Source organism: Pseudomonas sp. NBRC 111139, assembly GCF_001753955.1.
GTDB lineage: Bacteria > Pseudomonadota > Gammaproteobacteria > Pseudomonadales > Pseudomonadaceae > Aquipseudomonas > Aquipseudomonas alloputida.
The window spans coordinates 1-20,928 of record NZ_BCBP01000031.1 but is presented as its reverse complement, the minus strand read 5'-3'; the positions used below and the strand labels follow the sequence as shown (position 1 = coordinate 20,928).

Annotated in this window: 18 protein-coding genes and 2 pseudogenes; 11 read left to right on the top strand and 9 right to left on the bottom strand. The window is 62.7% G+C overall.

The window, feature by feature from the left end; translation table 11 throughout:
- Positions 1 to 6: 6 nt before the first annotated feature.
- Together BJQ17_RS12005 and BJQ17_RS32530 are read right to left on the bottom strand one after the other, a co-directional pair.
- Complete coding sequence (locus BJQ17_RS12005) at positions 7 to 1,083, bottom strand: methyl-accepting chemotaxis protein (protein ID WP_370626957.1); 1,077 nt, start codon at positions 1,081 to 1,083, stop codon at positions 7 to 9.
- Between the two features lie 159 nt (positions 1,084 to 1,242).
- Positions 1,243 to 1,572 (bottom strand): annotated as a pseudogene (locus BJQ17_RS32530) (PAS domain-containing protein); the annotation flags it as partial.
- A 266-nt stretch (positions 1,573 to 1,838) separates the two neighbouring features.
- On the opposite strand from BJQ17_RS32530, the gene BJQ17_RS12000 reads away from it, so the two are divergent.
- The 5 genes from BJQ17_RS12000 to BJQ17_RS11980 all read left to right on the top strand — a co-directional run bounded on the left by BJQ17_RS12000 (position 1,839) and on the right by BJQ17_RS11980 (position 6,321).
- Positions 1,839 to 2,153: a helix-turn-helix domain-containing protein gene (locus BJQ17_RS12000; protein ID WP_003250216.1), complete on the top strand. Its 315-nt coding sequence runs from the start codon at positions 1,839 to 1,841 to the stop codon at positions 2,151 to 2,153.
- 227 nt (positions 2,154 to 2,380) lie between these two features.
- A complete protein-coding gene (locus BJQ17_RS11995) occupies positions 2,381 to 3,691 on the top strand; it encodes a C4-dicarboxylate transporter DctA (protein WP_012053078.1) in 1,311 nt (436 codons plus the stop codon).
- Between the two features lie 44 nt (positions 3,692 to 3,735).
- On the top strand, positions 3,736 to 4,434 hold the full coding sequence (locus tag BJQ17_RS11990) for a FadR/GntR family transcriptional regulator (protein ID WP_070096111.1): 699 nt from the start codon (positions 3,736 to 3,738) through the stop codon (positions 4,432 to 4,434).
- 16 nt (positions 4,435 to 4,450) lie between these two features.
- Positions 4,451 to 5,119, top strand: coding sequence for a GntR family transcriptional regulator (locus BJQ17_RS11985; RefSeq protein WP_003250210.1), 669 nt, complete (start codon positions 4,451 to 4,453; stop codon positions 5,117 to 5,119).
- Between the two features lie 152 nt (positions 5,120 to 5,271).
- A complete protein-coding gene (locus BJQ17_RS11980) occupies positions 5,272 to 6,321 on the top strand; it encodes a hypothetical protein (protein ID WP_019752057.1) in 1,050 nt (349 codons plus the stop codon).
- Between the two features lie 37 nt (positions 6,322 to 6,358).
- Here BJQ17_RS11980 and BJQ17_RS11975 read toward each other — a convergent pair whose 3' ends face one another.
- Positions 6,359 to 6,787: a PACE efflux transporter gene (locus tag BJQ17_RS11975; protein WP_029611766.1), complete on the bottom strand. Its 429-nt coding sequence runs from the start codon at positions 6,785 to 6,787 to the stop codon at positions 6,359 to 6,361.
- A gap of 100 nt (positions 6,788 to 6,887) precedes the next feature.
- Here BJQ17_RS11975 and BJQ17_RS11970 point away from each other — a divergent pair, with 100 nt between their 5' ends.
- From BJQ17_RS11970 to BJQ17_RS32520, 3 genes and pseudogenes are all read left to right on the top strand, one after another.
- Complete coding sequence (locus tag BJQ17_RS11970) at positions 6,888 to 7,766, top strand: LysR family transcriptional regulator (RefSeq protein WP_070096110.1); 879 nt, start codon at positions 6,888 to 6,890, stop codon at positions 7,764 to 7,766.
- Between the two features lie 97 nt (positions 7,767 to 7,863).
- Positions 7,864 to 8,940: pseudogene (gene mcpA, locus BJQ17_RS32525) on the top strand (methyl-accepting chemotaxis protein McpA); the annotation flags it as partial.
- Between the two features lie 114 nt (positions 8,941 to 9,054).
- Positions 9,055 to 9,795, top strand: coding sequence for a methyl-accepting chemotaxis protein (locus BJQ17_RS32520; RefSeq protein ID WP_370290711.1), 741 nt, complete (start codon positions 9,055 to 9,057; stop codon positions 9,793 to 9,795).
- 53 nt (positions 9,796 to 9,848) lie between these two features.
- Here BJQ17_RS32520 and BJQ17_RS11960 read toward each other — a convergent pair whose 3' ends face one another.
- The 3 genes from BJQ17_RS11960 to BJQ17_RS11950 form a co-directional block, all read right to left on the bottom strand.
- Positions 9,849 to 10,913: a membrane protein gene (locus tag BJQ17_RS11960; RefSeq protein ID WP_012053083.1), complete on the bottom strand. Its 1,065-nt coding sequence runs from the start codon at positions 10,911 to 10,913 to the stop codon at positions 9,849 to 9,851.
- 112 nt (positions 10,914 to 11,025) lie between these two features.
- Positions 11,026 to 11,403: a RidA family protein gene (locus tag BJQ17_RS11955; RefSeq protein WP_003250199.1), complete on the bottom strand. Its 378-nt coding sequence runs from the start codon at positions 11,401 to 11,403 to the stop codon at positions 11,026 to 11,028.
- 12 nt (positions 11,404 to 11,415) lie between these two features.
- Positions 11,416 to 12,552, bottom strand: coding sequence for an FAD-binding oxidoreductase (locus tag BJQ17_RS11950; protein WP_070096109.1), 1,137 nt, complete (start codon positions 12,550 to 12,552; stop codon positions 11,416 to 11,418).
- A 115-nt stretch (positions 12,553 to 12,667) separates the two neighbouring features.
- On the opposite strand from BJQ17_RS11950, the gene BJQ17_RS11945 reads away from it, so the two are divergent.
- Both BJQ17_RS11945 and BJQ17_RS11940 read left to right on the top strand, forming a co-directional pair.
- The gene (locus tag BJQ17_RS11945) at positions 12,668 to 13,261 is read left to right on the top strand and encodes a helix-turn-helix domain-containing protein (protein ID WP_012053085.1); all 594 of its coding nucleotides are present in this window, start codon (positions 12,668 to 12,670) and stop codon (positions 13,259 to 13,261) included.
- Between the two features lie 125 nt (positions 13,262 to 13,386).
- Positions 13,387 to 14,172: a sulfite exporter TauE/SafE family protein gene (locus tag BJQ17_RS11940; RefSeq protein ID WP_003250191.1), complete on the top strand. Its 786-nt coding sequence runs from the start codon at positions 13,387 to 13,389 to the stop codon at positions 14,170 to 14,172.
- 3 nt (positions 14,173 to 14,175) lie between these two features.
- Here BJQ17_RS11940 and BJQ17_RS11935 read toward each other — a convergent pair whose 3' ends face one another.
- Together BJQ17_RS11935 and BJQ17_RS11930 are read right to left on the bottom strand one after the other, a co-directional pair.
- Positions 14,176 to 14,715, bottom strand: a complete 540-nt coding sequence (locus BJQ17_RS11935; RefSeq protein ID WP_003250189.1) for a histidine phosphatase family protein — start codon at positions 14,713 to 14,715, stop codon at positions 14,176 to 14,178.
- Between the two features lie 126 nt (positions 14,716 to 14,841).
- Positions 14,842 to 17,076 (bottom strand): TonB-dependent siderophore receptor, encoded by a 2,235-nt coding sequence (locus BJQ17_RS11930; protein WP_070096108.1) that lies wholly within the window; start codon positions 17,074 to 17,076, stop codon positions 14,842 to 14,844.
- 437 nt (positions 17,077 to 17,513) lie between these two features.
- Here BJQ17_RS11930 and BJQ17_RS11925 point away from each other — a divergent pair, with 437 nt between their 5' ends.
- Complete coding sequence (locus BJQ17_RS11925) at positions 17,514 to 18,713, top strand: MFS transporter (protein ID WP_003250183.1); 1,200 nt, start codon at positions 17,514 to 17,516, stop codon at positions 18,711 to 18,713.
- A 223-nt stretch (positions 18,714 to 18,936) separates the two neighbouring features.
- On the opposite strand, the gene BJQ17_RS11920 is transcribed toward BJQ17_RS11925, so the two are convergent.
- Positions 18,937 to 20,745: an ABC transporter ATP-binding protein/permease gene (locus BJQ17_RS11920; RefSeq protein WP_070096107.1), complete on the bottom strand. Its 1,809-nt coding sequence runs from the start codon at positions 20,743 to 20,745 to the stop codon at positions 18,937 to 18,939.
- Positions 20,746 to 20,928 lie beyond the last annotated feature (183 nt).

Genomic DNA, 20,928 nt, shown 5'->3' with positions numbered 1-20,928 from the left:
CCTGCCTTAGCGGTTGAAGCGCTCCACCAGGGCGCGCAATCCGGCGCACACGTGTTCCAGTTCGGTACCGCGCGAGGCGGCGGCGTTGGCGCTGTGGGCGCTGTGCTGGGCAATACCGGCTACGCCGTTGATCTGCCGCGAAACATCTTCTGCCACCGCCGACTGCTGCTGCGAGGCGGTGGCCATCTGCTGGCTCATGTCGCTGATGCGCTGTACCGCGTCACGAATGCCATGCAGCGCCTGTCGGGCTTCCTGCACCTGGGCAACGCCTTGCTCGGCACCGTCGATGCCTCGGCTGGCGATCGCCACGGCTTCCTCGGCGCCACTGCGCAGGGCATCGATGATGGCCTGGATGTGCAGGGTGGACTGGCGGGTCTTGTCGGCCAATGCCCGGACCTCGTCGGCGACCACGGCAAAGCCCCGGCCCTGCTCGCCCGCACGGGCAGCCTCGATGGCGGCGTTGAGGGCCAGCAGGTTGGTTTGCTCGGCAATGCCGCGGATCATCCCGGCTGCCTCGGCGATGGCGCCGGTCTGACCCGCCAGGTGGCTGACCGCCTGGTTGATCTGCGTCACAGTGCTGGCTAAGTTACGAATGGCCGTGCCGCTGGCATCGGCCACCTGGCTACCTTGCTCGGCCAGCAGGTGCGCCGTGTGTGCCTCGGCGGCGGTCAACTGCACGTGGTTGGCGACTTCGCCAATGGAGGCGGCCATCTGGTTCATTGCAGTGGCGCTCAGGTCGGTTTCGGCACGCTGCTCCAGCAATGCCGCCTCGGTGCTGCGCGACAACTGCCCGGCATCGCGAGCGGCCACGGCCATTTGCCCCGCCAGATCGCTTAGCCGCGTCAATGCGGTTTTCAGGCGTGCCTCTTCGCTGATCAGCATCAGTTGCAACTGCCCGGCAGCACCCGACAGGTCGCTGTAGGTCAAGGCTGCAACCGGGTCGGCGAAGGCACCTTCGGCACCCTGCACAATCTGCTGCAGCTGCCGCCCGAGGGCATTGCGCGCCCATAGACCGCAGGCCACGAACAGCCCCACGGTCAGCCCCTGCCCTACCAGGCCAGGCCACAACTGATTGGCACCCACCGCCAGCAGCCCACCGGCCAGTGGCAAGGCCAAGGCCTGCGTCAGCAAGCTCAGACGGCGCGGCGCCGACAATGCCGCCTGACCGTTGCGTAGCCGCGCATAGAGGGCTTCGGCACGGGCTACTTGCTCGCGCGTGGGGCATACGCGCACCGACTCGTAACCCACGACCCGCCCACCTTCGAGGATGGGGGTGACGTAGGCATTGACCCAGTAGTAGTCGCCGTTACGGCAGCGGTTCTTGACGATACCCATCCAGCTCTTGCCGGCTTTCAGGTAGCGCCACATCAACTCGTACACCGCCGGCGGCATGTCCGGGTGGCGCACCAGGTTGTGCGGGCTGCCGATCAGTTCGGCCTCGCTGTAGCCACTGATGGCGGCAAACTCAGGGTTGCAGTAGGTGATCAGGCTGGCGGTATCGGTAGCAGAAATCAGCCGCTGATCGGGGGGGAAACGTTGCTCGACCGGGGTTACCGGCAGGTTGAGGCGCACGATGAGACTCCATTCGATGACAAGCCGGTACCCAGTACATCGACGGCCATCGGAACCGATTCATGAGGATCCGTTCCAATGGGCAAAAGCGCTTCCTGCCGTTACGGCACGAGGCCGAACGGTACAAGGAAGGTGACGATGACTGACCGGTCAAGCCATGAATTCTACGAAATTCATCACATAAATAAAACAAAGGTGATCGATCATGGCGTTGCGCCACATTGATAGATATCGTTAAGTTCTTGATTCTAAATGGGAATTAAGCGATGACGAGATCAGCTTTGGGTATCGCCCTGCGCCGCTACCGCAAGCTGGCGGGCCTGACCCAGGCACAACTGGCTGAACGAACCGGCTTCGACCCCAAGACCATCAGCCGTTTCGAAACCAGCACCTACACCCCCAGCATCGATGCAATCATGGCGTTTGCCCAGGTGCTGGGCGTCAAGCCCAAGGACTTCTTCGCTGAACCGGACGACGAAGAGGAGCAGCGCGCCTACCTGTTCGGTGTCATCCACAACGCCCCACCCAAAGATCTTGGCAAGCTGATTGCAGCGGTGGATCAGGCACTGGCCAAGCCCTGAGCTATTTCAAGCGCCCCCTTTTACGGCACGCACCGAACTAGAGCATGGCAGGCTGGATTGCCCCACAACTGGTCAGACCGGTAAGGCCAAAAAACCTTGCAATCAGGTATTTTTCGCGCTTTTATGGCCTCGCGCTGAACAAACCGGTAAGACCACAATAATTAAGTCCTGCGCTCTTTCGCCCCGTGCGGCTACCGAAGCAAGGACACCGATCAGAGACTCCTCCCATGCTCAAATGGTGCTCGCGTTCGATTTTCCTGCAAGTCGTACTCGGCCTTGCCCTCGGCATCGCCTGCGGTCTGAGCTTCCCCGACCTCTCCCTGCAACTCAAACCCCTCGGCGACGGCTTCATCAAGCTGATCAAGATGCTCATCGGCCTGATCGTGTTCTGCGTGGTGGTCAGCGGCATTTCGGGTGCGGGTGACCTGAAAAAGGTCGGCCGCATCGGCCTGAAGTCGGTGATCTACTTCGAAGTGCTGACGACCCTGGCGCTGGTGATCGGCCTGGTGTTCGCCTTCACCAGTGGCATTGGCAGCGGTGCCAATATTCACCTGGATCAACTGTCCGCCGCCGATGCCAACGGCTTGGCCGAGCGCGGCCAGCACATCCATGGCGCCACGGCGTTCTTCATGGACCTGATCCCCACCTCGGTGATCGGTGCCTTCGCCGACAACAACATTCTTCAGGTGCTGCTGTTCTCGGTGCTGTTCGGCAGCGCGCTGAACCTGGTGGGCGACTCGGCCGCCGGCATTTCGCGACTGATCAACGAACTGAGCCATGTGATCTTCCGCATCATGGGCATGATCGTGCGCCTGGCGCCGATCGGCGTGTTCGGCGCCATTGCCTTCACCACCAGCAAGTACGGCCTGGCGTCGCTGCAGCACCTGGGCGGGCTGGTGGCGCTGTTCTACCTGACCTGTGCCGGCTTCGTGCTGATCGTGCTGGGCACCGTCATGCGCCTGTCGGGCCTGAAGCTGCTGCCGTTGATCAAGTACCTGCGTGAAGAGCTGACCATCGTCCTGGGCACCGCCTCTTCCGACGCCGTGCTGCCACAGATCATGCGCAAGCTTGAGCACCTGGGCATCGGCAGTTCCACGGTCGGCCTGGTGATCCCTACCGGCTACTCGTTCAACCTCGATGGTTTTTCCATCTACCTCACCCTGGCGATCGTGTTCATCGCCAACGCCACCGGCACGCCACTGGAAATGACCGACCTGCTGACCATCCTGCTGGTGTCGTTGGTGACTTCCAAGGGGGCTCACGGCATCCCAGGCTCGGCACTGGTGATTCTTGCCGCCACCCTGACTGCGGTACCGGCGATCCCTGTGGTTGGCCTGGTACTGGTGCTGGCGGTGGACTGGTTCATGGGTATCGGCCGGGCGTTGACCAACCTGATCGGCAACTGCGTGGCCACCGTGGCCATTGCCCGTTGGGAGAAGGACATTGACCTGGAGCGTGCGCAGAACGTGCTCGACGGCAAGCCTGGCTTTGCCCCCACGCCACGCAAGCAACCCAACGCCCATCAACAGGAATTCTGAGCGAACGTGGCCGGCATTGATGCCGGCCCTTCCAGGAGCGAAACGTGATCAGCTCATCAACCGTCGTCAACTCAGTGGTGGAAAAACTCCGCCAGGCCCTGGCCCGCGGCCAATGGCGCACTGGCGACATGCTGCCAGGCCAGCGCGAACTGGCCGAACAACTGGGCATCAGCCGCCCCAGCCTGCGCGAAGCGGTAACCGTGCTGGAAACACTGGGCCTGGTGCGCTCGTTACCCGGCAAGGGCGTATTGGTGCTGGATGCCGATGCCCAGGCGGCGGGCGTGGAAACCAGCGCAGCGGCCAGCCTGGCCGACGTGCTGGAACTGCGCTACACACTCGAACCGTTCATCGTCGGCCTGGTGGCGCAGTCGGCCAACAGCCAGGACATCGGCCAGTTGCGCCTGACCCTGATGGACATGCGCGAAGCGCTGGAGGCCGATGACAGCGAGGCCGGGGTCAAAGCCTACATTGCCTTCCATGAGGCGCTGTTCGCCCTGACCACCAACCCGATTTTCCAGAGCGTGGTGCAGCAGACCGGCAATGCCCTGAAGCAAAGCGCCGACATGCTGCGCAACTCGCCAGAGCACCTGGCCGCGCGGCTGAAGGAAAACGAAGCGGTGGTGCGCGCCATTCGCGAACGCAGCAGCGCCCAGGCCAGTGCCCAGATGCGTCAGCACATCGTGGCCGAAGGGCTGCGCATGGGCATCGCGCTGAATATCCCGGACGAACATCCACATCCATGACCTCAGGAGAGTGCCCATGAACGCCGCCCCCCACTTGCCTGCCCTGCTCGCGGCCGGCGAAACCCGCCTGTCGGCCGAGCAGATTTATCCGCGGCTGTTCGACGCCATTCTCGAACAGCGCCTGCCGCCGGGCAGTCTGTTGCCCGAACAGGCGCTGGGCCATGCCTTTGGTGTCAGCCGCACGGTGATCCGCCGCGTGCTGGGGCGCCTGTCCGACCAGCAGGTGGTGGTACAGCGCCCCAGCCACACCGCACATCTGGCTGCACCCGACCCAGACCAGGCACGTCAGGTGCTCAGTGCCCGTCGCCTGGCGGAAACCACGCTGATCACCCTGGCCGCGCAACGCGCCCGGCCGGCGCAGGTACGCCAGCTACGGCAACTGGTGGAGCGCGAGCGCCAGCACCATGAGCGTGGCGAACGCTGCGCGGCGATCCGCCTGGGCGGCGAGTTCCATCTGAAACTGGCGCAGGTGGCGGCCAATGCACCACTGGCGCGATTTCTCAATGGGCTGGTGCCGATGACCTCGCTGATCATCGCTCGCTACGAAACGCCGTGCTGCGATCACTGCGCGTGGGAAGAGCATGCGGCAATCATCGATGCCGTGGAGCAAGGTGATGCCGAAGCGGCGCTGGGGTTGATGCACAGGCACCTTGACCGTCTGGAAGAAAAGCTCGACCTGGAATAACCCGACCAAACGGACGCGATCGCTCCCACGCAGGCCGCGCTCACGCAACCACCTGCATCAGAGCGGATGCGGGCGATGGGCTGCACAGCAGCCCCAATAACCCCACCCTATACTTCGAGAACCACCCCAGCCTCTACCAGGGAGGCGGTCGCGTGAGTTCTCGAGTCCTCCTGTTGCTCTGCCTTCTGCTGGCCCTCGGCGGTTGTACCAGCAAGCGCCCCCCTGCCCCGCCGCCACCCACAATACTCACTCCCGCGGCCTGGCAACGCATCGACCAGGAACTGATAGAAGCCTCGGCCGGTGCCGCCGGCTCGGCCAACGACTATGCCCGGCGCTCCATGCGGGTGTGGAAGGAGCAGGTGCAGCAACGCACCGAAAGCGACTTCATCCCTTGGTTCACGGGTTACTGGACCCAGCAGTGGCTGACCCTCAAGGTGGCCTGGTACAAGCTCGACAGTGGCGAGGGTCGGGAACCGGCAGAAAAACGCCTGGCCCTGTACCTGCAGGAGCAGTATCACGCGCGGGTGATCGAGCCGGTAGCCGAGCAGATCAACCCCGAGGGCATCCGCGACCGCGCCTGCGAACTGTACCTGCAACTGCTCGGCCAGCAACTGCCGGCCATCATCAGCCGTTACAACGCGCCGCCCGAGCAGTTCAGCCAGCGTCTCAACCGTATCCCCGCCATCGCCCTGGGGCCACCGGATGCGCGCAATGCCAGCCTGTATCAGCTGCTGCGGGCCAAGTCACTGGACCAGCAACCGGCCTGGCAAGCCATGCGCCAGCACTTGCATCAGCAGGCCAGCAAAGGCCCTGGCAGGACCGATGTCGGGCTCAACTCGGTGGCCACCCAGGCCAGCGAAAAGCTTGGCGCCACCCTGGCCCCGCGCGGTATCGCCAGTGCCGTGGCATCGGCAGTGGGCAAGGTGGCAGGGGCGATGATTTCGATTGCTGCAGCCGGTTACGGGATGATGACCCATGACCGTGATCACCCGCAGATGGTCGAACAACTGCGGGTGATCCTGAACGTGGCGTTGAACCAGGAATGGCAGGAGTTGATGGAGAACCGCCAGAGCGGGGCCATGGCGGGGGTCTATTACCTGTCGGGGCAGGTTGAGGACAGCTTGCTGGCCAGTGCGCCGCGGCCGGTGGAGCAGCAGGTCGAGCAGCAGCAGGCGCCTTTGATCATTCGCCTGCCACCTTAGTGGCGGCCTGCCGGGTCCTTCGCAGCGCAAGGCTGTATCAAGCTGCGGCCAGGGCAGACCTTGGCAAGCCAAACACACGATCAAACGCCCAGTTGTAGGCAAAGGTGTAGCACGGCACCAGGATGATGAACGCCATATCCACCAGCAGCGCCTCCAGCAATGTCATGTCCAGCCACCAGGCAATCAGCGGAATCAAGTAAACCACCAGGGTCAACTGGAAGCCGATGGCATGCACCACCCGCCGCGCCACGCTGCGTCCCCGCTTGGCCTGGCGGCTCTCCCAGTACTCGAACAGGGTGTTGTAGATCAGGTTCCAGAGCATGGCGATGGTGGTGATCATCACCGCCAAGGGCCCGGTATGCGACGCCTGCGTATCTGACAGGTAGGCCAGCCCGAGGGTCGACATGCACAGCCCGATCAGTTCATAGAAAGTCACGTAGACCAGCTTGCGTTTCAATCCCTGCACCCAGGTTACCTCCAAAGACAAAAAGCGACGCGGCGATCATGCTTCAATGCACTTGACAGCAAAAGTCAGCAGCTGTCAGATCAACTGACAGGAGGCTGCCATGAACTTTTCCAGCGACAACATCCAGCTGTTTCTGGCCGTGCTCGACAACGGTTCGTTTTCTTCCGCTGCGCGCGCCCTCAAGCGCGTGCCGTCAGCCGTGAGCATGGCCATTGGCAACCTTGAAGCAGAACTTGGCTATAGCCTGTTCGAACGTGGTCCGCGTGAAGTTCGCCCAACCGCGCAGGCCTTGGCCCTTGAGCCACACGCCAGGCTGATTGCCGAACAACTCGGGCTGCTACAGGTTCATGCCCTGGAGTTGTCCCAAGGGCTGGAGAGCAGCCTGACCCTGGCGGTGGTACCCGACATCGATCACCGCCCGCTGCTGGCGGCCATCGACAACCTCGGTGAGCGCCACCCGTTGCTGGACATTGCCCTGCTCAGCGCCCCGCAGGAAGAAGCCCTGCACTTGCTGGACAGCGGTCGTGCCGACCTCTGCGTAGCCTTTGCCGGCCTGCAGGTCGATGCCCGCCGCGGCTTCCAGCACATCGGCATGGAGTCGCTGGTAGCCACCCTGTCGCCGGCCCACCCGGCCTTGCGTGAGGGACGTATCCACTACCTTGAGGACCTGACCCAGGTGCGTCAGATTCTGGTGCGCAGCCGCGATCTGCCACTGGCTGACCCTCGCCCGCTGATCGGCGCCACACACTGGTCCACCGACAGCTTCGACCTGGCGCTGCAGATGGTTGAAGCTGGCTTGGGCTGGGGTGATCTGCCGTTGTCGCGGGTCGCGCCGCTGCTGGCCAGCGGGCGTCTGGTGCGCCTGGAGTTCCGCAATACACACAACGCGTTGCAACTGCCCGTGCATATCCTGTGGCGCAAACAACAGCCGCTGCAGCAAGCCGCACGCCTGCTGATCGAGCAGTTGGCTGACCCGTGACTGCCGTCCGTCGAAACGCCTGTAAGAAATTTCTCTAAGCACTTCAATCTTTTACCCCTCGAGCCGATATCTCGGTCGACAGGCCCCGCATCGCGTCATGAGCGCGCTGCGCCCTCCCCTCATTGGCTCAAGGTCTCGAAACATGAACCTGAAATTTCGCCACAAGATCCTGCTCAGCGCCTGCGGCGTCGTGGTCCTGGCATTTGCCCTGTTCACGCTCTACAACGACTACCTGCAACGCAATACCATCCGCCAGAATATCGAAGCCTCGGTGCAGCAGTCCGGTGCACTGACCGCCAGCAGTGTGCAGAACTGGATGAGCGGGCGCATTCTGGTGCTGGAGAACCTGGCCCAGGACATCGGCCAGCAAGGCGCCGGCGACACCTTGGCAGGGCTGATCGAGCAGCCGTCCTACACGCGTAATTTCCTGTTCACCTACCTGGGCCAGGCCAACGGCGAATTTACCCAGCGCCCGGATGCCCAGATGCCCGCCGGTTACGACCCGCGCCAGCGCCCTTGGTATGGCGCCGCCGCCAACGCCGGGCAGACCGTGCTGACCGCCCCGTACCAGGGGGCAGTCGGTGGCCTGATGGTGACCATCGCCACGCCGGTGAAGAGCAAGCGCAATGGCGAACTGATCGGTGTGGTCGGCGGTGACGTTACCCTCGACACCCTCGTCGAGATCATCAACTCGGTCGACTTCGGCGGCATCGGTCACGCCTTCCTGGCCGACGCCAATGGCCAGGTGATCGTCAGCCCGAACAAAGACCAGGTGATGAAAAACCTCAAGGACATCTACCCAGGCAGCAACCTGCGGGTTGCCGCCGGCATGCAGGATGTCACCCTCAACGGCCAGGACCGCATCATCTCGTTCGCCCCGGTGGCCGGCCTGCCTTCGGCGCAGTGGTACATCGGGCTGTCGATCGACAGGGACAAGGCCTATGCCGCGCTCAGCCAGTTCCGCACCTCGGCGATCATTGCCATGCTGATTGCCGTGGCCGCCATCGCCGGCCTGCTCGGCCTGCTGATTCCGGTGCTGATGAGCCCGCTGACCACCATGGGCCGCGCCATGCGCGACATCGCCGAGGGTGAAGGTGACCTTACCCGCCGCCTGGCCGTGCAGAACAAGGACGAGTTCGGCGAACTGGCTACCTCGTTCAACCGCTTTGTCGAGCGTATCCATGCCTCGATCAGCGAAGTGTCCTCGGCCACCCGCCTGGTGCATGATCTTTCGGAAAAAGTGGTCAGTGCGTCCAATGCGTCGATCAGCGGTTCTGAAGAACAGAGCATGCGCACCAACAGCGTCGCTGCGGCCATCAACGAACTGGGCGCCGCCACCCAGGAAATCGCCCGCAACGCCGCAGATGCTTCGCAACATGCCAGCGGTGCCAGCGAACAGGCGCACGGTGGCCGTGAAGTGGTTGAAGAAGCCATCAGCGCCATGACTGCCCTGTCGCAACGGATCAGCGAGTCGTGCGCGCAGATCGAAACGCTCAACGCCAGCACCGACGAAATCGGCAAGATCCTCGACGTGATCAAGGGCATTTCCCAGCAGACCAACCTGCTGGCACTGAACGCCGCCATCGAAGCGGCCCGTGCCGGTGAAGCCGGCCGTGGCTTTGCCGTGGTGGCCGACGAGGTGCGCAACCTGGCGCACCGTACCCAGGAGTCGGCGGAAGAAATCCACCGCATGATCACCAGCCTGCAGGTGGGCTCGCGCGAAGCGGTGCACACCATGAACACCAGCCAGGTTTCCAGCGAGCAGACCGTGCAGGTGGCCAACCAGGCCGGCGAACGCCTGGCCAGCGTGACCCAGCGCATTGGCGAAATCGATGGCATGAACCAGTCGGTGGCGACAGCGACCGAAGAACAGACTGCCGTGGTCGAGAGCCTCAACCTGGACATCACCCAGATCAACGCCCTGAACCAGCAAGGGGTGGAGAACCTCAACGAGACCCTGCGCCATTGCGACCAGCTGGCCCAGCAGGCTGGGCGTTTGAAGCAGTTGGTGGGCAGCTTCAGGATTTAAACGCCGGGTTCAGGCGGCAACGGCCTATGCCTGTTGTCGCCTGTACCAGCCCCTTATGCAGCCACCGCCTTCGCAGCCCTGCCCCGCCGTACCCAGGCCAGCAATACCGCCGTCATCAGCACAAAGCCCAGGTAACCGAAGAACGGGTACACCTCACCCACCAGGCTGATGAACCCCACCAGGCTGCAGCCGAACGCCACCACCCCGGTCACCACCGAGCCCCAGCGGAACTTCGTCGTGCCCGCCGGTAACAGCCGCGAGAGGAAGGAAAACAGCGTGCCCACCGCGGTGTTGACGATCATGCCGAAGATGATCAGGCACATCACCAGCCCCAGCAGTGGTGACACTTCGTTGGCAATCGACAGCATCGGCATCGGCTGGTCGGCCACACTGTCCAGGCGCGACAGCAGCCCGGCACTCATCACCAGCATCAGGCCACCTAGCGCTGCACCACCGAGCAGGCCTCCCCACACAGCGGCTTTCTCGCCCTTGGCCGAACCGCCCAGAATGGCCAGGATCGGCGCACCCGCGACGATGTTATACGACACATACAAGAACGCCCCCAGCAGCCAATGGCGGGTGCCGGCCTGTTGCTGGCTGGCCACCTGATCGAGCGCAGCAAAGCTCTGCTCGCGGGTGATCACGGCATACAGCGCTATTGCCGAAGCCACCAGGATCAGCAAGGGTGTGATGGCGCCAATTGCAAGTATCATCTTGCGCACGTCCAGGCACACGATACCGACTACCACCAGCGTCACCAGCACGCTGCCGGTCAGGGCCGGGATGCCGAACTGCTGCTCCAGCAAGGCACCACCACCGGCCAGCATGACCACGGTGACGGCGAACATGAAAAAGGTGATCAACCAGTCGACGAACATGCCCAGGTGACGGCCGCAGATGGCCAGGATCACATCCTTGTGCGAGGTGGCCTGCTGGCGATTGCCCAGCCCCGCCAACGCCATGCCGAGGAAGGTGAACAAGGCGGCGCTGACCAACGCGCCAGCCAACCCCCACACGCCGAAATCGACAAAGAACAACAACAGTTCCCGCCCTGAAGCGAACCCCGCCCCCACGATCACGCCGACAAATGCGCCGGCGATCTTCAGCTGCTCTTGCATGTGAACCTCTGGATTTATTGTTGTTTTGTCATCGCCGTCGCATACCGGTTGTAGGGGCGGCTTTGCAGCCCATCGCGACACAAGGCCGCCTCTACACGGGCTCTTTACCCTGTCAGGCGTCGCCGACGAACGCCTGCACTTCGATCTCCACATCCACGCCCAGGGCCAACGCCGAAGCCACGGTGGAACGCACCGGTAGCGCCGCGCCGAAGAACGCCTTGTACACCTCGTTGAAGCCGGCGAAATGGCGCATGTCCGACAGCCAGACCGTGGCCTTCACCACCTGGTCGAGACGTGCGCCACAGGCCTCCAGGCTTTCGGCGATGCGCTCGCAGGCAGCACGGGTCTGGGTCTGGATATCACCGCGCACCACTTCGCCGCCAGCGCTCATCGGCACCTGCCCGGAGAGGAACAGAAAGCCACCGGCCTTTACGGCGCGGGAAAACGGGAACGGCAAGCTGCTGGGGAAACGTTGAATGTCATTGCTCATGGGATGCTCCTTTCAAGGTTGCTGGAAACGGGTCGGGGACAGGCGCTCGGGCGCCACGCCCTGGCTGACAAGGTCGGGACACACGGGCTGGCCCATCAGCAAGTCGGCGGCCAGGCGCGAGGCGCCCGCTGCCGACTGGATGCCATAGCCACCCTGGGCTGCCAGCCAGAAAAACGCGGGTGCATGCGCATCGAAACCGATCACCAGGTCGCCGTCGGCAACGAATGAACGCAGCCCGGCCCAGGTGTGGCTAGGGCGGCGGATCGCCAAGGTGGTCATGGCTTCAATGTTGTAAATACCCAAGGCCACGTCGAACTCGTCGGGCGCGGCATCCTGTGGCTCAACCGGGTCGGCATTGGCTGGAGACCCCAACAGTTGGCCGGCATCAGGCTTGAAGTAGAAGCTTTCATCGACGCCAATCACTGCAGGCCAGCGGGCAAAGTTTTGTTCTGCCGGGCCGGGGAAGGTGAACGCGCTACGGCGGCACGGTTGCAAGCCGATGCGCGCCACCCCGCACTGCTCGGCCACACGGTCCGCCCAGGCACCTGCAGCATTGACCAGACATCGGGCCTGCAAACGGCTGCCATCAGCCAACTCCACCTGCCACACGCCGTCCAGGTAGCAGGCCTGGATCAGCTCGGCGTTGCAGCGCAGTTCACCGCCGGCGGTGCGATAACCCCGCAAGAAGCCTTGGTGCAAGGCATGTACATCAAGGTCCATCGCACCTGGCTCAAGCACCGCGCCGGCCAGGGTTTCGCCACGCAGGCTGGGTATCAGTGCCAAGGCCGCGTCCCGGTCCAGCAGGCTGACTTCTGTGCCATTGGCCAGGTTCTGCGCGTAAGTTTGCTCAAGCAGTTCACGTTGCTCCAGGCTGGCCACATACAGACAGCCTCGCGGCTCCAGCAGCGGGTGCTCGCAGAAGCCCTGCGGTGGCGCTTCGTAGAAGGCTCGGCTGGCGCGGGTCAGTGCCTGGATCTGTGGGGTGCCGTAAGCCTCCATGAACATGGCCGCCGAACGCCCGGTGGAATGGTAGCCAGGCTGCGATTCACGCTCGACCAGCAGCACGCGCTGCTGACCGGCCAGGCGGTAGCCCAGCGAGGCGCCGGCGATGCCAGCACCGATGATCAGGGTGTCGTAGGTCGGGGTCATGCACGCTCCTGCCAGGCCAATTATCATTTATGAGAATTCTAATATATGAGAATTTAGAAATGCGCAAGGGTCCAAGGTAAGATGCCCGACCAACGCCGCATGCCGAGATCCCTGAATGCCTTCAGCTCTACCCCAGCTTGACCGTGCAGTAGTGGGCCAGCGCCTGCGCCAGGTGCGCAAGGCGCGCCAGATGACCCTCAAGCAATTGTCCGAAGCCAGTGGTGTGCCGCTGTCCACGTTGTCGAAGATGGAACTGGCGCAGGTGTCGGTCAGCTATGAAAAACTGGCCGCTGCTGCGCGGGCGCTGAATGTCGATATTGCCCAGCTGTTCCGCGCCAGCGGCACGGTCAGCGCCCCGGTGCCGGTGACCGTGGTGGTTGACTCACTGCCCGCAGCGGCGGGTTATTCGACCGGCACCTACGACTATTATCCGATTGCCGGGGATTTCCCCGCGCGACGCATGACACCGGCTTATGCCCGCATCATTGCCCGGGAACGCGGCCAGTTCGACGATTTTATCCGCCACCCCGGGCAAGAGTTCGCGCTGGTGCTGAGCGGGCGTGTGCGCATCGAGTTCGAGACCGGCGAAGCGGTCAGCATCGGGCCGCAGGAGACGGCGTATTTCGACAGCCAGGTGGGGCACATCTACCTGTCGGAAAGTGATGACGGTGGTGATGCCCATGTCATGGTGGTGATGACTGATCGTTGATCGGTCACGCCCGCCCAAGGCAAACCCGGTTATAACCTAATAACGAACAAGTCTATTTGGCTATAAAAAAATCTATATGCTGACTGGCATCCGATAACGGGCAAAGTTGGGCAGTCGAGTAGCGTATGGATGTAGGTTCTTTCGGTTTCACCATTGCTGGCCTGGTCGTGGGCTTCATCGTCGGTATGACCGGCGTCGGTGGCGGCTCGCTGATGACCCCGATCCTGTTGTGGTTTGGTATCCACCCGGCGACCGCTGTCGGTACCGACCTGCTGTATGCAGCGATCACCAAGGCCAGTGGCGTCTGGGTGCATGCGCGCAACAAGAACATCGACTGGAAGATCACCGGCCTGCTCAGCCTGGGCAGCGTGCCCGCAGCGGCGCTGACCCTGTGGTTCCTCAGCACCCTGCACACCGACACCTCGGCGCTCAACGCCATCATCAAGCAAGGCCTGGCGGTGGTGCTGATCCTGACCGCGCTGGCCATCCTGTTCAAATCGCGCCTGCAGGCCTTCGCCAGCCGCCATGCCGGTGATCACTACCACCTCAGCGACCGTAGCCTGAACACCCTCACGGTGCTGACCGGCGTGGTGCTTGGAATAATGGTCACCCTCACCTCCATCGGTGCTGGCGCCCTGGGTACAGTGGCGCTGTTCCTGCTGTACCCGTTCCTGGTCACCCGTCGCCTGGTCGGTACCGAAATTGCCCACGCCGTGCCACTGACCTTGGTAGCAGGCCTGGGCCACGCGGGCATGGGCAACATGGATTGGTCGCTGCTGGGCTACCTGCTGCTGGGCTCGCTGCCAGGCATCTATCTGGGTAGCCACCTCACCGGGCGAATCTCCGACCGCGTGCTGCGCCCTTGCCTGGCAACGATGCTGCTGCTGATCGGTTACAAGCTGGCGTTCTGAGCCTTAGCCCAGGCGCAACCGCCACTGCCCGGTAAAGCTCAGTTCCAGACGTGACAGCGGCAGCACGTCAATTCGCTGCCCGGCACTCATCGGACACCCAAGCACCTGTACCAGCATGGCGCGTATGACCATCGGGTGGGTCACGGCCAGCCAGTCACCCGGCCTGTCAAAGGCCGCCAGCCAAGCGGCCAGGCGCTGGCATAGCGCAGCGAACGACTCGCCACCATGCACGGCACTGGCCGGATCCCGCAGCCATTCTGCCAACGCCTGCGGTTGCTCGGCTTGTAGCTGCTTCAACGACAAACCCTGCCAACGCCCAAGGTCGCAATCGGCCAAGCCCGGCTCGACCTGTACTGCCCCCGTTAACCACGCCGCCGTCTCGCAGGCCCGCCGCTCTGGCGCACTCAGCAGTTGCACGCCTGATCGGTCGGCGTCTGCCTGTCGGGCTAGCGGCAGGATGCCGTCATCCGTATGGTGCAGGCGCCCGTTCTTCTGGGCCTGGGTCAGGGCATGGCAAATCAGGGTCAGGCGGATGGCTTTCACCAGGCATTTCTCGCAGCGGGCTGGGGTGCATGGTTTAGCACGCGGCGAGACGTTTGGCTGCAACAATGTCGCCGGCCATTCGCGACCCGATTGACTTGCGATTGGGCCGCAGGGCGGCCCTTTGGATCAGAAGTTGATATTCAGCGCAGCAAACACCGCCCTGCCCGGCTGGTTATACGTGTTTGCCCCCGAGCTGCTGGCGTTGCCGCCGCGCAGGATCTGCTTGTCGAAGACGTTGTTCACGCCCACCCGCACGTCGTAGTTGGCATTGAACTTGTACCCGGCGCTCACGTCCACCAGGCCATAGGCCTCGACGTCCTGCTGGGCGGCCTTGTCGTAGTCCTGCTGGGTGCGGTAGTTGTAGGTCGGCGATTTTTGCTTGCCGAAGTAAGTACCCGCTACCTGGAATGACAGCTGCTCGGTCGCGCGCCAGTCGAGGCTGGTGTTGACGGTGTATTCCGGGATCACCGACAGCGGCTCGCCCGTTTCGCGATCATCGTTGTCGAGCATCCAGGTCAGGTTGGTGTTCCAGTCCAGGGTCGGGGCCAACTCGATGAAGAAGTTGCCTTCGACACCTTCCACCCGCGCCTTGCCGGCGTTGTCCCACTGAGTCACGCGGCTGCCGGTACCCATGGTGTAAAGCACATTGGTATCACCGATGATCTTGTTCTTGTAGTCGTTGCGGAAGTAGGTGGCACTGGTGCGCCAGGTACCACGGTCGTACAGCAGGCCGATTTCCTTGTTGACGCTGATCTCGGGCTTGAGGTCGGCGTTGCCCTGCAGGTAGCAGCCACCATTGTTGGCCTGTTGCACACTGCAGCCATTACCGCGGCTGTACAGCAGGTAGTTGGGGTTGGACTGGTACAGGTTCGGAACCTTGTAGGCACGGGCGATGCCGCCTTTTACCGACAGCGCTTCGGTCAGCTTGTGCGACAGGTTCAGGCTCGGGCTGAAGTTGTCACCGAAGCTTTCGTGGTGGTCGAAACGCAGGCCCGGCGTAAGGGTGGTGCCGCCAACGATGATGTTGTCTTCGACAAACAGCGCATAGCTGCGTGCGGTCATCTTCGAGCTGCTGCGATCGAAGCCGACAAGGCCGTCATTGTGGGTGGGGTCGGAGCTTTGCGGGCGCAACGAACCTTGGTCGTTGAGGGTTTCGTACAGGTACTCGCCGCCCAAGGTAAGCACATGTTCTGTGCTGCCCATGGCGAACGGCAGGTTCACCTCACTGCTCAGGCGTGTGTTACGCAAACGGGACATGGCCCCACCTTCGTCGCTTGGGGCACCTTCGGTGCGGCCAGCCAAGCCCTCGTTAAGGCGCCAGTTGCGTACGTATTCGTAGGCCAGCGTGGTCTTGCTGGTACCCCAGGTGAAATCACCGAGGTGGGTCAGGTCATAAGTACTGCGCTGCATCACGTTGGTTTCGTGGCCGTAGAGGCTGGAGACGAAGTCGACGTCTCCGCCGCCGTTGCTGTTCATGGTGTCGCCGGCAAAAATGTTGCCCTGACGGCTGTAGCCGGCACTGGCTTCCAGGCGATGCTCGTCGTTCAGTTTCCAGCTGAGCAGGCCGTTGATGTCCTTGTTGCGAACGCCTTCTCGCCCCGCAACCAAGGCGCTGGTGGCATGCCCGGCGTTGATGTCCAGATCGTCGGCGTCAGTCTTGGCCAGGCCACCGTACAGGCGCAAACCCAGGTTATCGGTCAGGCCGCCACCGAGGTTGAAGTTGGCTCGCCGGCTGGCGCCTTCTGCGCTGTCTTCGGGCAGTTGCGTGTACAGGCTGACGCTGCCTTTCAGCTCGTCGGAAGGACGCTTGGTGATGATATTGACCACCCCGCCCATGGCGCCGGAGCCGTAGCGTGCGGCGGCCGGGCCACGCAGGATCTCGATGCGCTCGACCGCTTCGGCCGGCACCCAATTGGTTTCACCCCGAGTATCACGGTCACCGTTCCAGCCATAGCGCACAGCGTTGCGCGCGCTGGATGGCTTGCCGTCGATGAGGATCAACGTGTTCTCCGGGCCCATGCCGCGCAGGTCGATCTGCCGGTTGTTTCCGCGTGCGCCACTGGCACTGTTGCCGGTCAGGTTAACCCCGGGCTCGCGGCGGATGATGTCGGACAGGTCATTGGCCGGTGGGTGGCGCTTGATGTCCTCGGCCGTGATGATCGACGTGCCCAGGGCCTGTCGCGCCTCGCGCTCGGCGGTGATCAGGGTGTCCTGGATCACCAGCGCGTTGTCGGCGACGGGCGCTTCCACTACCTCACCCGCACGCCGCTCCTCGGACTCTGCCGCAGTCGCCAGCATGGACGGCGACGCCAGCGCGACGAACGCCAGGGCCAGGCTGTTGGATGAAGTTCTGCACTGCATGGGTACATCTCCTGCGATTCATGAGCGAAAAGGCACATCCCTGTCGGAAACCGGGAGCCCTCGCCCACCGGCCCCGCACTCAGTTCGGCGGCCAACAGGGGTGGTAAATATAGAGAGTCGCAAATGCGAGTAAATCTTATTTACGAAGTTTACATGTTTGTAACTGAACTTTGCTGAACCGTGATCTTTGGCACAGCGAGGCTCGCGAGCCTCGCTGCGGGAGCAACGGTCTTGCTCAACATTTGATAAGCCTTCGCGGTCTGTAAGAGCGGGTTTACCCGCGAACACCGGCGAAGGCACCCTATGACGGAATGACCACCCTGCATTCATGGACAGTTCAGTCATGTCCGCAGGCTGTTGCTGCCATCCACCTATCCGATTTGCATCCTGTGTGCAGGCATCTACAGTTTCGACGTACAACGCTGCGGAGCGGCCAGATGCGTGGCGATGACAACAACTGCGCAAGCACTGCCAAAAGCCAGCCGAAAATGCCCCGCAGCATCTGGGCGCTGGGCTTCGTGTCGATGTTGATGGACATTTCCTCGGAGATGATCCACGCCCTGCTGCCCCTGTACATGGTCAGTGTGCTCGGCGCTTCGGTGATCGCGGTGGGGTTCATCGAAGGAATCGCCGAGTCGACCGCATCGTTCACCAAGGTGTTCTCTGGCGCCCTCAGCGACCGACTGGGTAAACGCAAGCTGCTGACAGTGATCGGCTATGGCCTGAGTGCGCTGATGAAGCCGGTATTTCCCATGGCCTCCGGACTTGAGTGGCTGACTGCGGCACGCTTCGTCGACCGTGTCGGCAAAGGCATTCGGGGGGCACCCCGCGATGCGCTGGTGGCCGATGTTACGCCGGTCGAGCTGCGCGGCGCGGCGTTCGGCCTGCGTCAGGCGCTCGATACCGTGGGCGCTATCCTCGGGCCATTGCTGGCGATCGTGTTGATGTGGCTGACAGCGAGCCATTTCCAGACCGTGTTCTGGGTAGCTATTATCCCGGCGTTCGTGGCGGTGTATATCCTAGTTGCCTTCGTTCACGAACCTGAAGCCTCAGCTATGGGGCGTCGGGTACGCTCACCGTTGGCACTGCACGCGCTTCGGCGCCTGGGGCCGGTCTATTGGCGCCTGATCGGTCTGGCCACGTTGTTCACCCTCGCCCGTTTCAGCGAGGCGTTCTTGCTGCTGCGGGCTCAGAACATAGGCCTGACTCCGCTGTGGGCGCCGGCGGTACTGGTATTGATGGCGATGGCCTACTCACTGTCGGCCTACCCTGCCGGCGTGTTGTCGGACCGAGTGGGGCGCCGTGGCGTGCTGATGGCCGGGCTAGGCCTGCTGATCACTGCCGACCTGCTGCTGGCCCTTTTACCAGGATGGGCCGGGCTTGCCTTTGGGGTAACGGCCTGGGGCCTGCATTTGGGCTTCAGCCAAGGCATCTTCTCTGCCATGATTGCCGACAGCGCCCCCGCCAACTTGCGCGGTACCGCCTTCGGCCTGTTCAACCTGCTGACCGGTGCGGCACTGCTGATAGCCAGCGTGGTAGCCGGATTGCTGTGGGAGAGTGCGGGGTTCCAGGCAACCTTCCTGGTTGGTGCAGGGTTTGCCGTCACCACCCTTGCAGGGCTGACGCTGCTGCGCTGAACCTGGCTAGCCTGGCGGTTCACGGCTGCAGCGCACGCAGGTTGAACAGTTCCATCCTGTAACCCGAACGCTCCCGCCGCAGGGGTCGAACGCCTGGCCAGGGAGCACGGCCTGCCGGTGAAGGCGTTCGAGTGGTTCGGGTCACCAAGGATGTCGGCAATGCTCGCAGTGAAGGGGCCAAGCTGATCGCGATGCTGGATGGCGATCTCCCCCTCAAGCCGAACTAGGCCAGCGCAGCCTCCTGCTCCAGCAACGACCAACCGCCATGCCCATCCACCTCAAGCCGGTGAGTATGGAACGCTGCCAGCGTGCTGCGGTGGCCGACACTGACCAGCAATGCACTCGGCATTTCCGAACGCAACAACGCATACAGGGCATGCTCGAGCCCCTCATCCATCGCCGAGGTGGACTCGTCGAGAAACACCACCTCAGGCCGGTTGAACAGTACCCGGGCGAACGCCAGACGCTGCTGCTCGCCCACCGAGAGGATGTGTGACCAGTCACAGCTGACGTCCAGACGCTCGGCCAGGTGGGCCAGGTTGACCTGGCGCAGTGCCTGCTGCATGAGCAACTCATCCTTGGTATTACTGGCTGCCGGGTAGGCAATGACGGTACGCAAGTCACCCAGCGGCAGGTACGGGCGTTGCGACAGGAACAGTGCCTGATGCCCCGTTGGCCGCCTGACCTTGCCTTCGGCATACGGCCAAAGACCCGCCAGGGCACGCAGCAGCGTGGTTTTACCACTGCCCGATGGCCCTTTGATCAACAACGCCTGGCCGGCATGCAGGCTCAGGTCCAGGTCGGCGATAAGGGCATGTCCGTCCGGGCGCAGCACCTGCAATCCCGCGATCTGCAGCGCATGCGCCTGGTCTTCGGTGGTGACGCGCGGCAACGCACTTGCCTGCTGGTTGGCATCGAGAAAGCCGGTGAGACGGTCAAGGGTCGCGCGGTACTGCGCGAACGCATCGTACGACTCACGGAAGAACGACAAAGAATCCTGCACCTGCCCAAAGGCCTGGGAAGTTTGCATGACGTCGCCCAGCTTGATCGCCCCACTGAAGAAGCGCGGCGCCTGAAGAATGAACGGAAACACAACGGCTACCTGACTGACACCCAAGTTGAAGCCACTGAACTTCAAGTTCCGGTACACCAATGCCCAGGCATTCACGATCAAGACAGCGAAACGGCCGAGCAACGTGCCCCGCTCGACTTGCGAACCTTGGTAGAAGGCAATGTTCTCGGCGTTCTCACGCAGACGCATCAACGCGTAACGGAAGTTGGCGGTGAGTTTCTCGTTGAGGAAGTTAAGCCGGATCAGCGGGCGCCCAAGGCGGAAGGCGACCCAGGTGGCGACGATGACATACAGGTAAACGGCAAATACCATCGCCCGAGGGATCTCTACGCCGGCCACCGTCAACGGTGCCGACAGCCCCCAGAGGATACCGGTGAACGCCACGAGCGAAACCAGCGCACTGACTGCGCCCAGGGCAAGGGTGACCGAGTTGGTGACAAAAGCGTTAACGTCCAGTTCGATACGTTGGTCAGGGTTGTCCACTGGCTCGGCAAGGAACTGGCCACGGTAATAGGCATCGCCCTGCATCCAGTCGTGGGTCAGGCGCTCGGTCAGCCAGACCCGCCACTTGATACTGAATGCCTGGCTGACATAGAAGGTGAACAGCGAGCGCAACACATGGATGGTAGCCAGCACTGCGAAGACGCCGAGCAGGTACCAGAACGCCGCCTGGTCAAGGCCCTGCAAGGCGCTGTAGAAGCCGTTGTACCAGAACGAAAAAAGAACGTTTAGGCGAACCGAAAACAGCGTCAGGACCAGCAGCAGGGCAAACACCAGCAACGGCCGCCAACTGCGCCTGAAACTGAAATAGGGCCCGGCAAGCTGCCAGAACTGGCTGCCCCAGCGTGTACAACGCACGGCCAGAGTTGCGGCTGCAGTGAAGCTGACAAGGGTGATGAACGAGGCGATTGCCAGCCAGCTTAGGCTCTCTTGCAGAGCCTGATGCCAGTTCATTTCCATGGTAAGTATCCGTGCTGAGTATTTCCGCGAGCGTAGCATTACGCTGTCATTCGTCAGGTATAAATGACGCACATTTCATGATTTGTAGGAGCGGGTTTACCCGCGAACACCGGCGAAGCCGGTGCCCTCCACCGAGCTGCCTGTTCCCACAGTGATTCGAGCAGGTTCAGTTTTTTTGCCCAC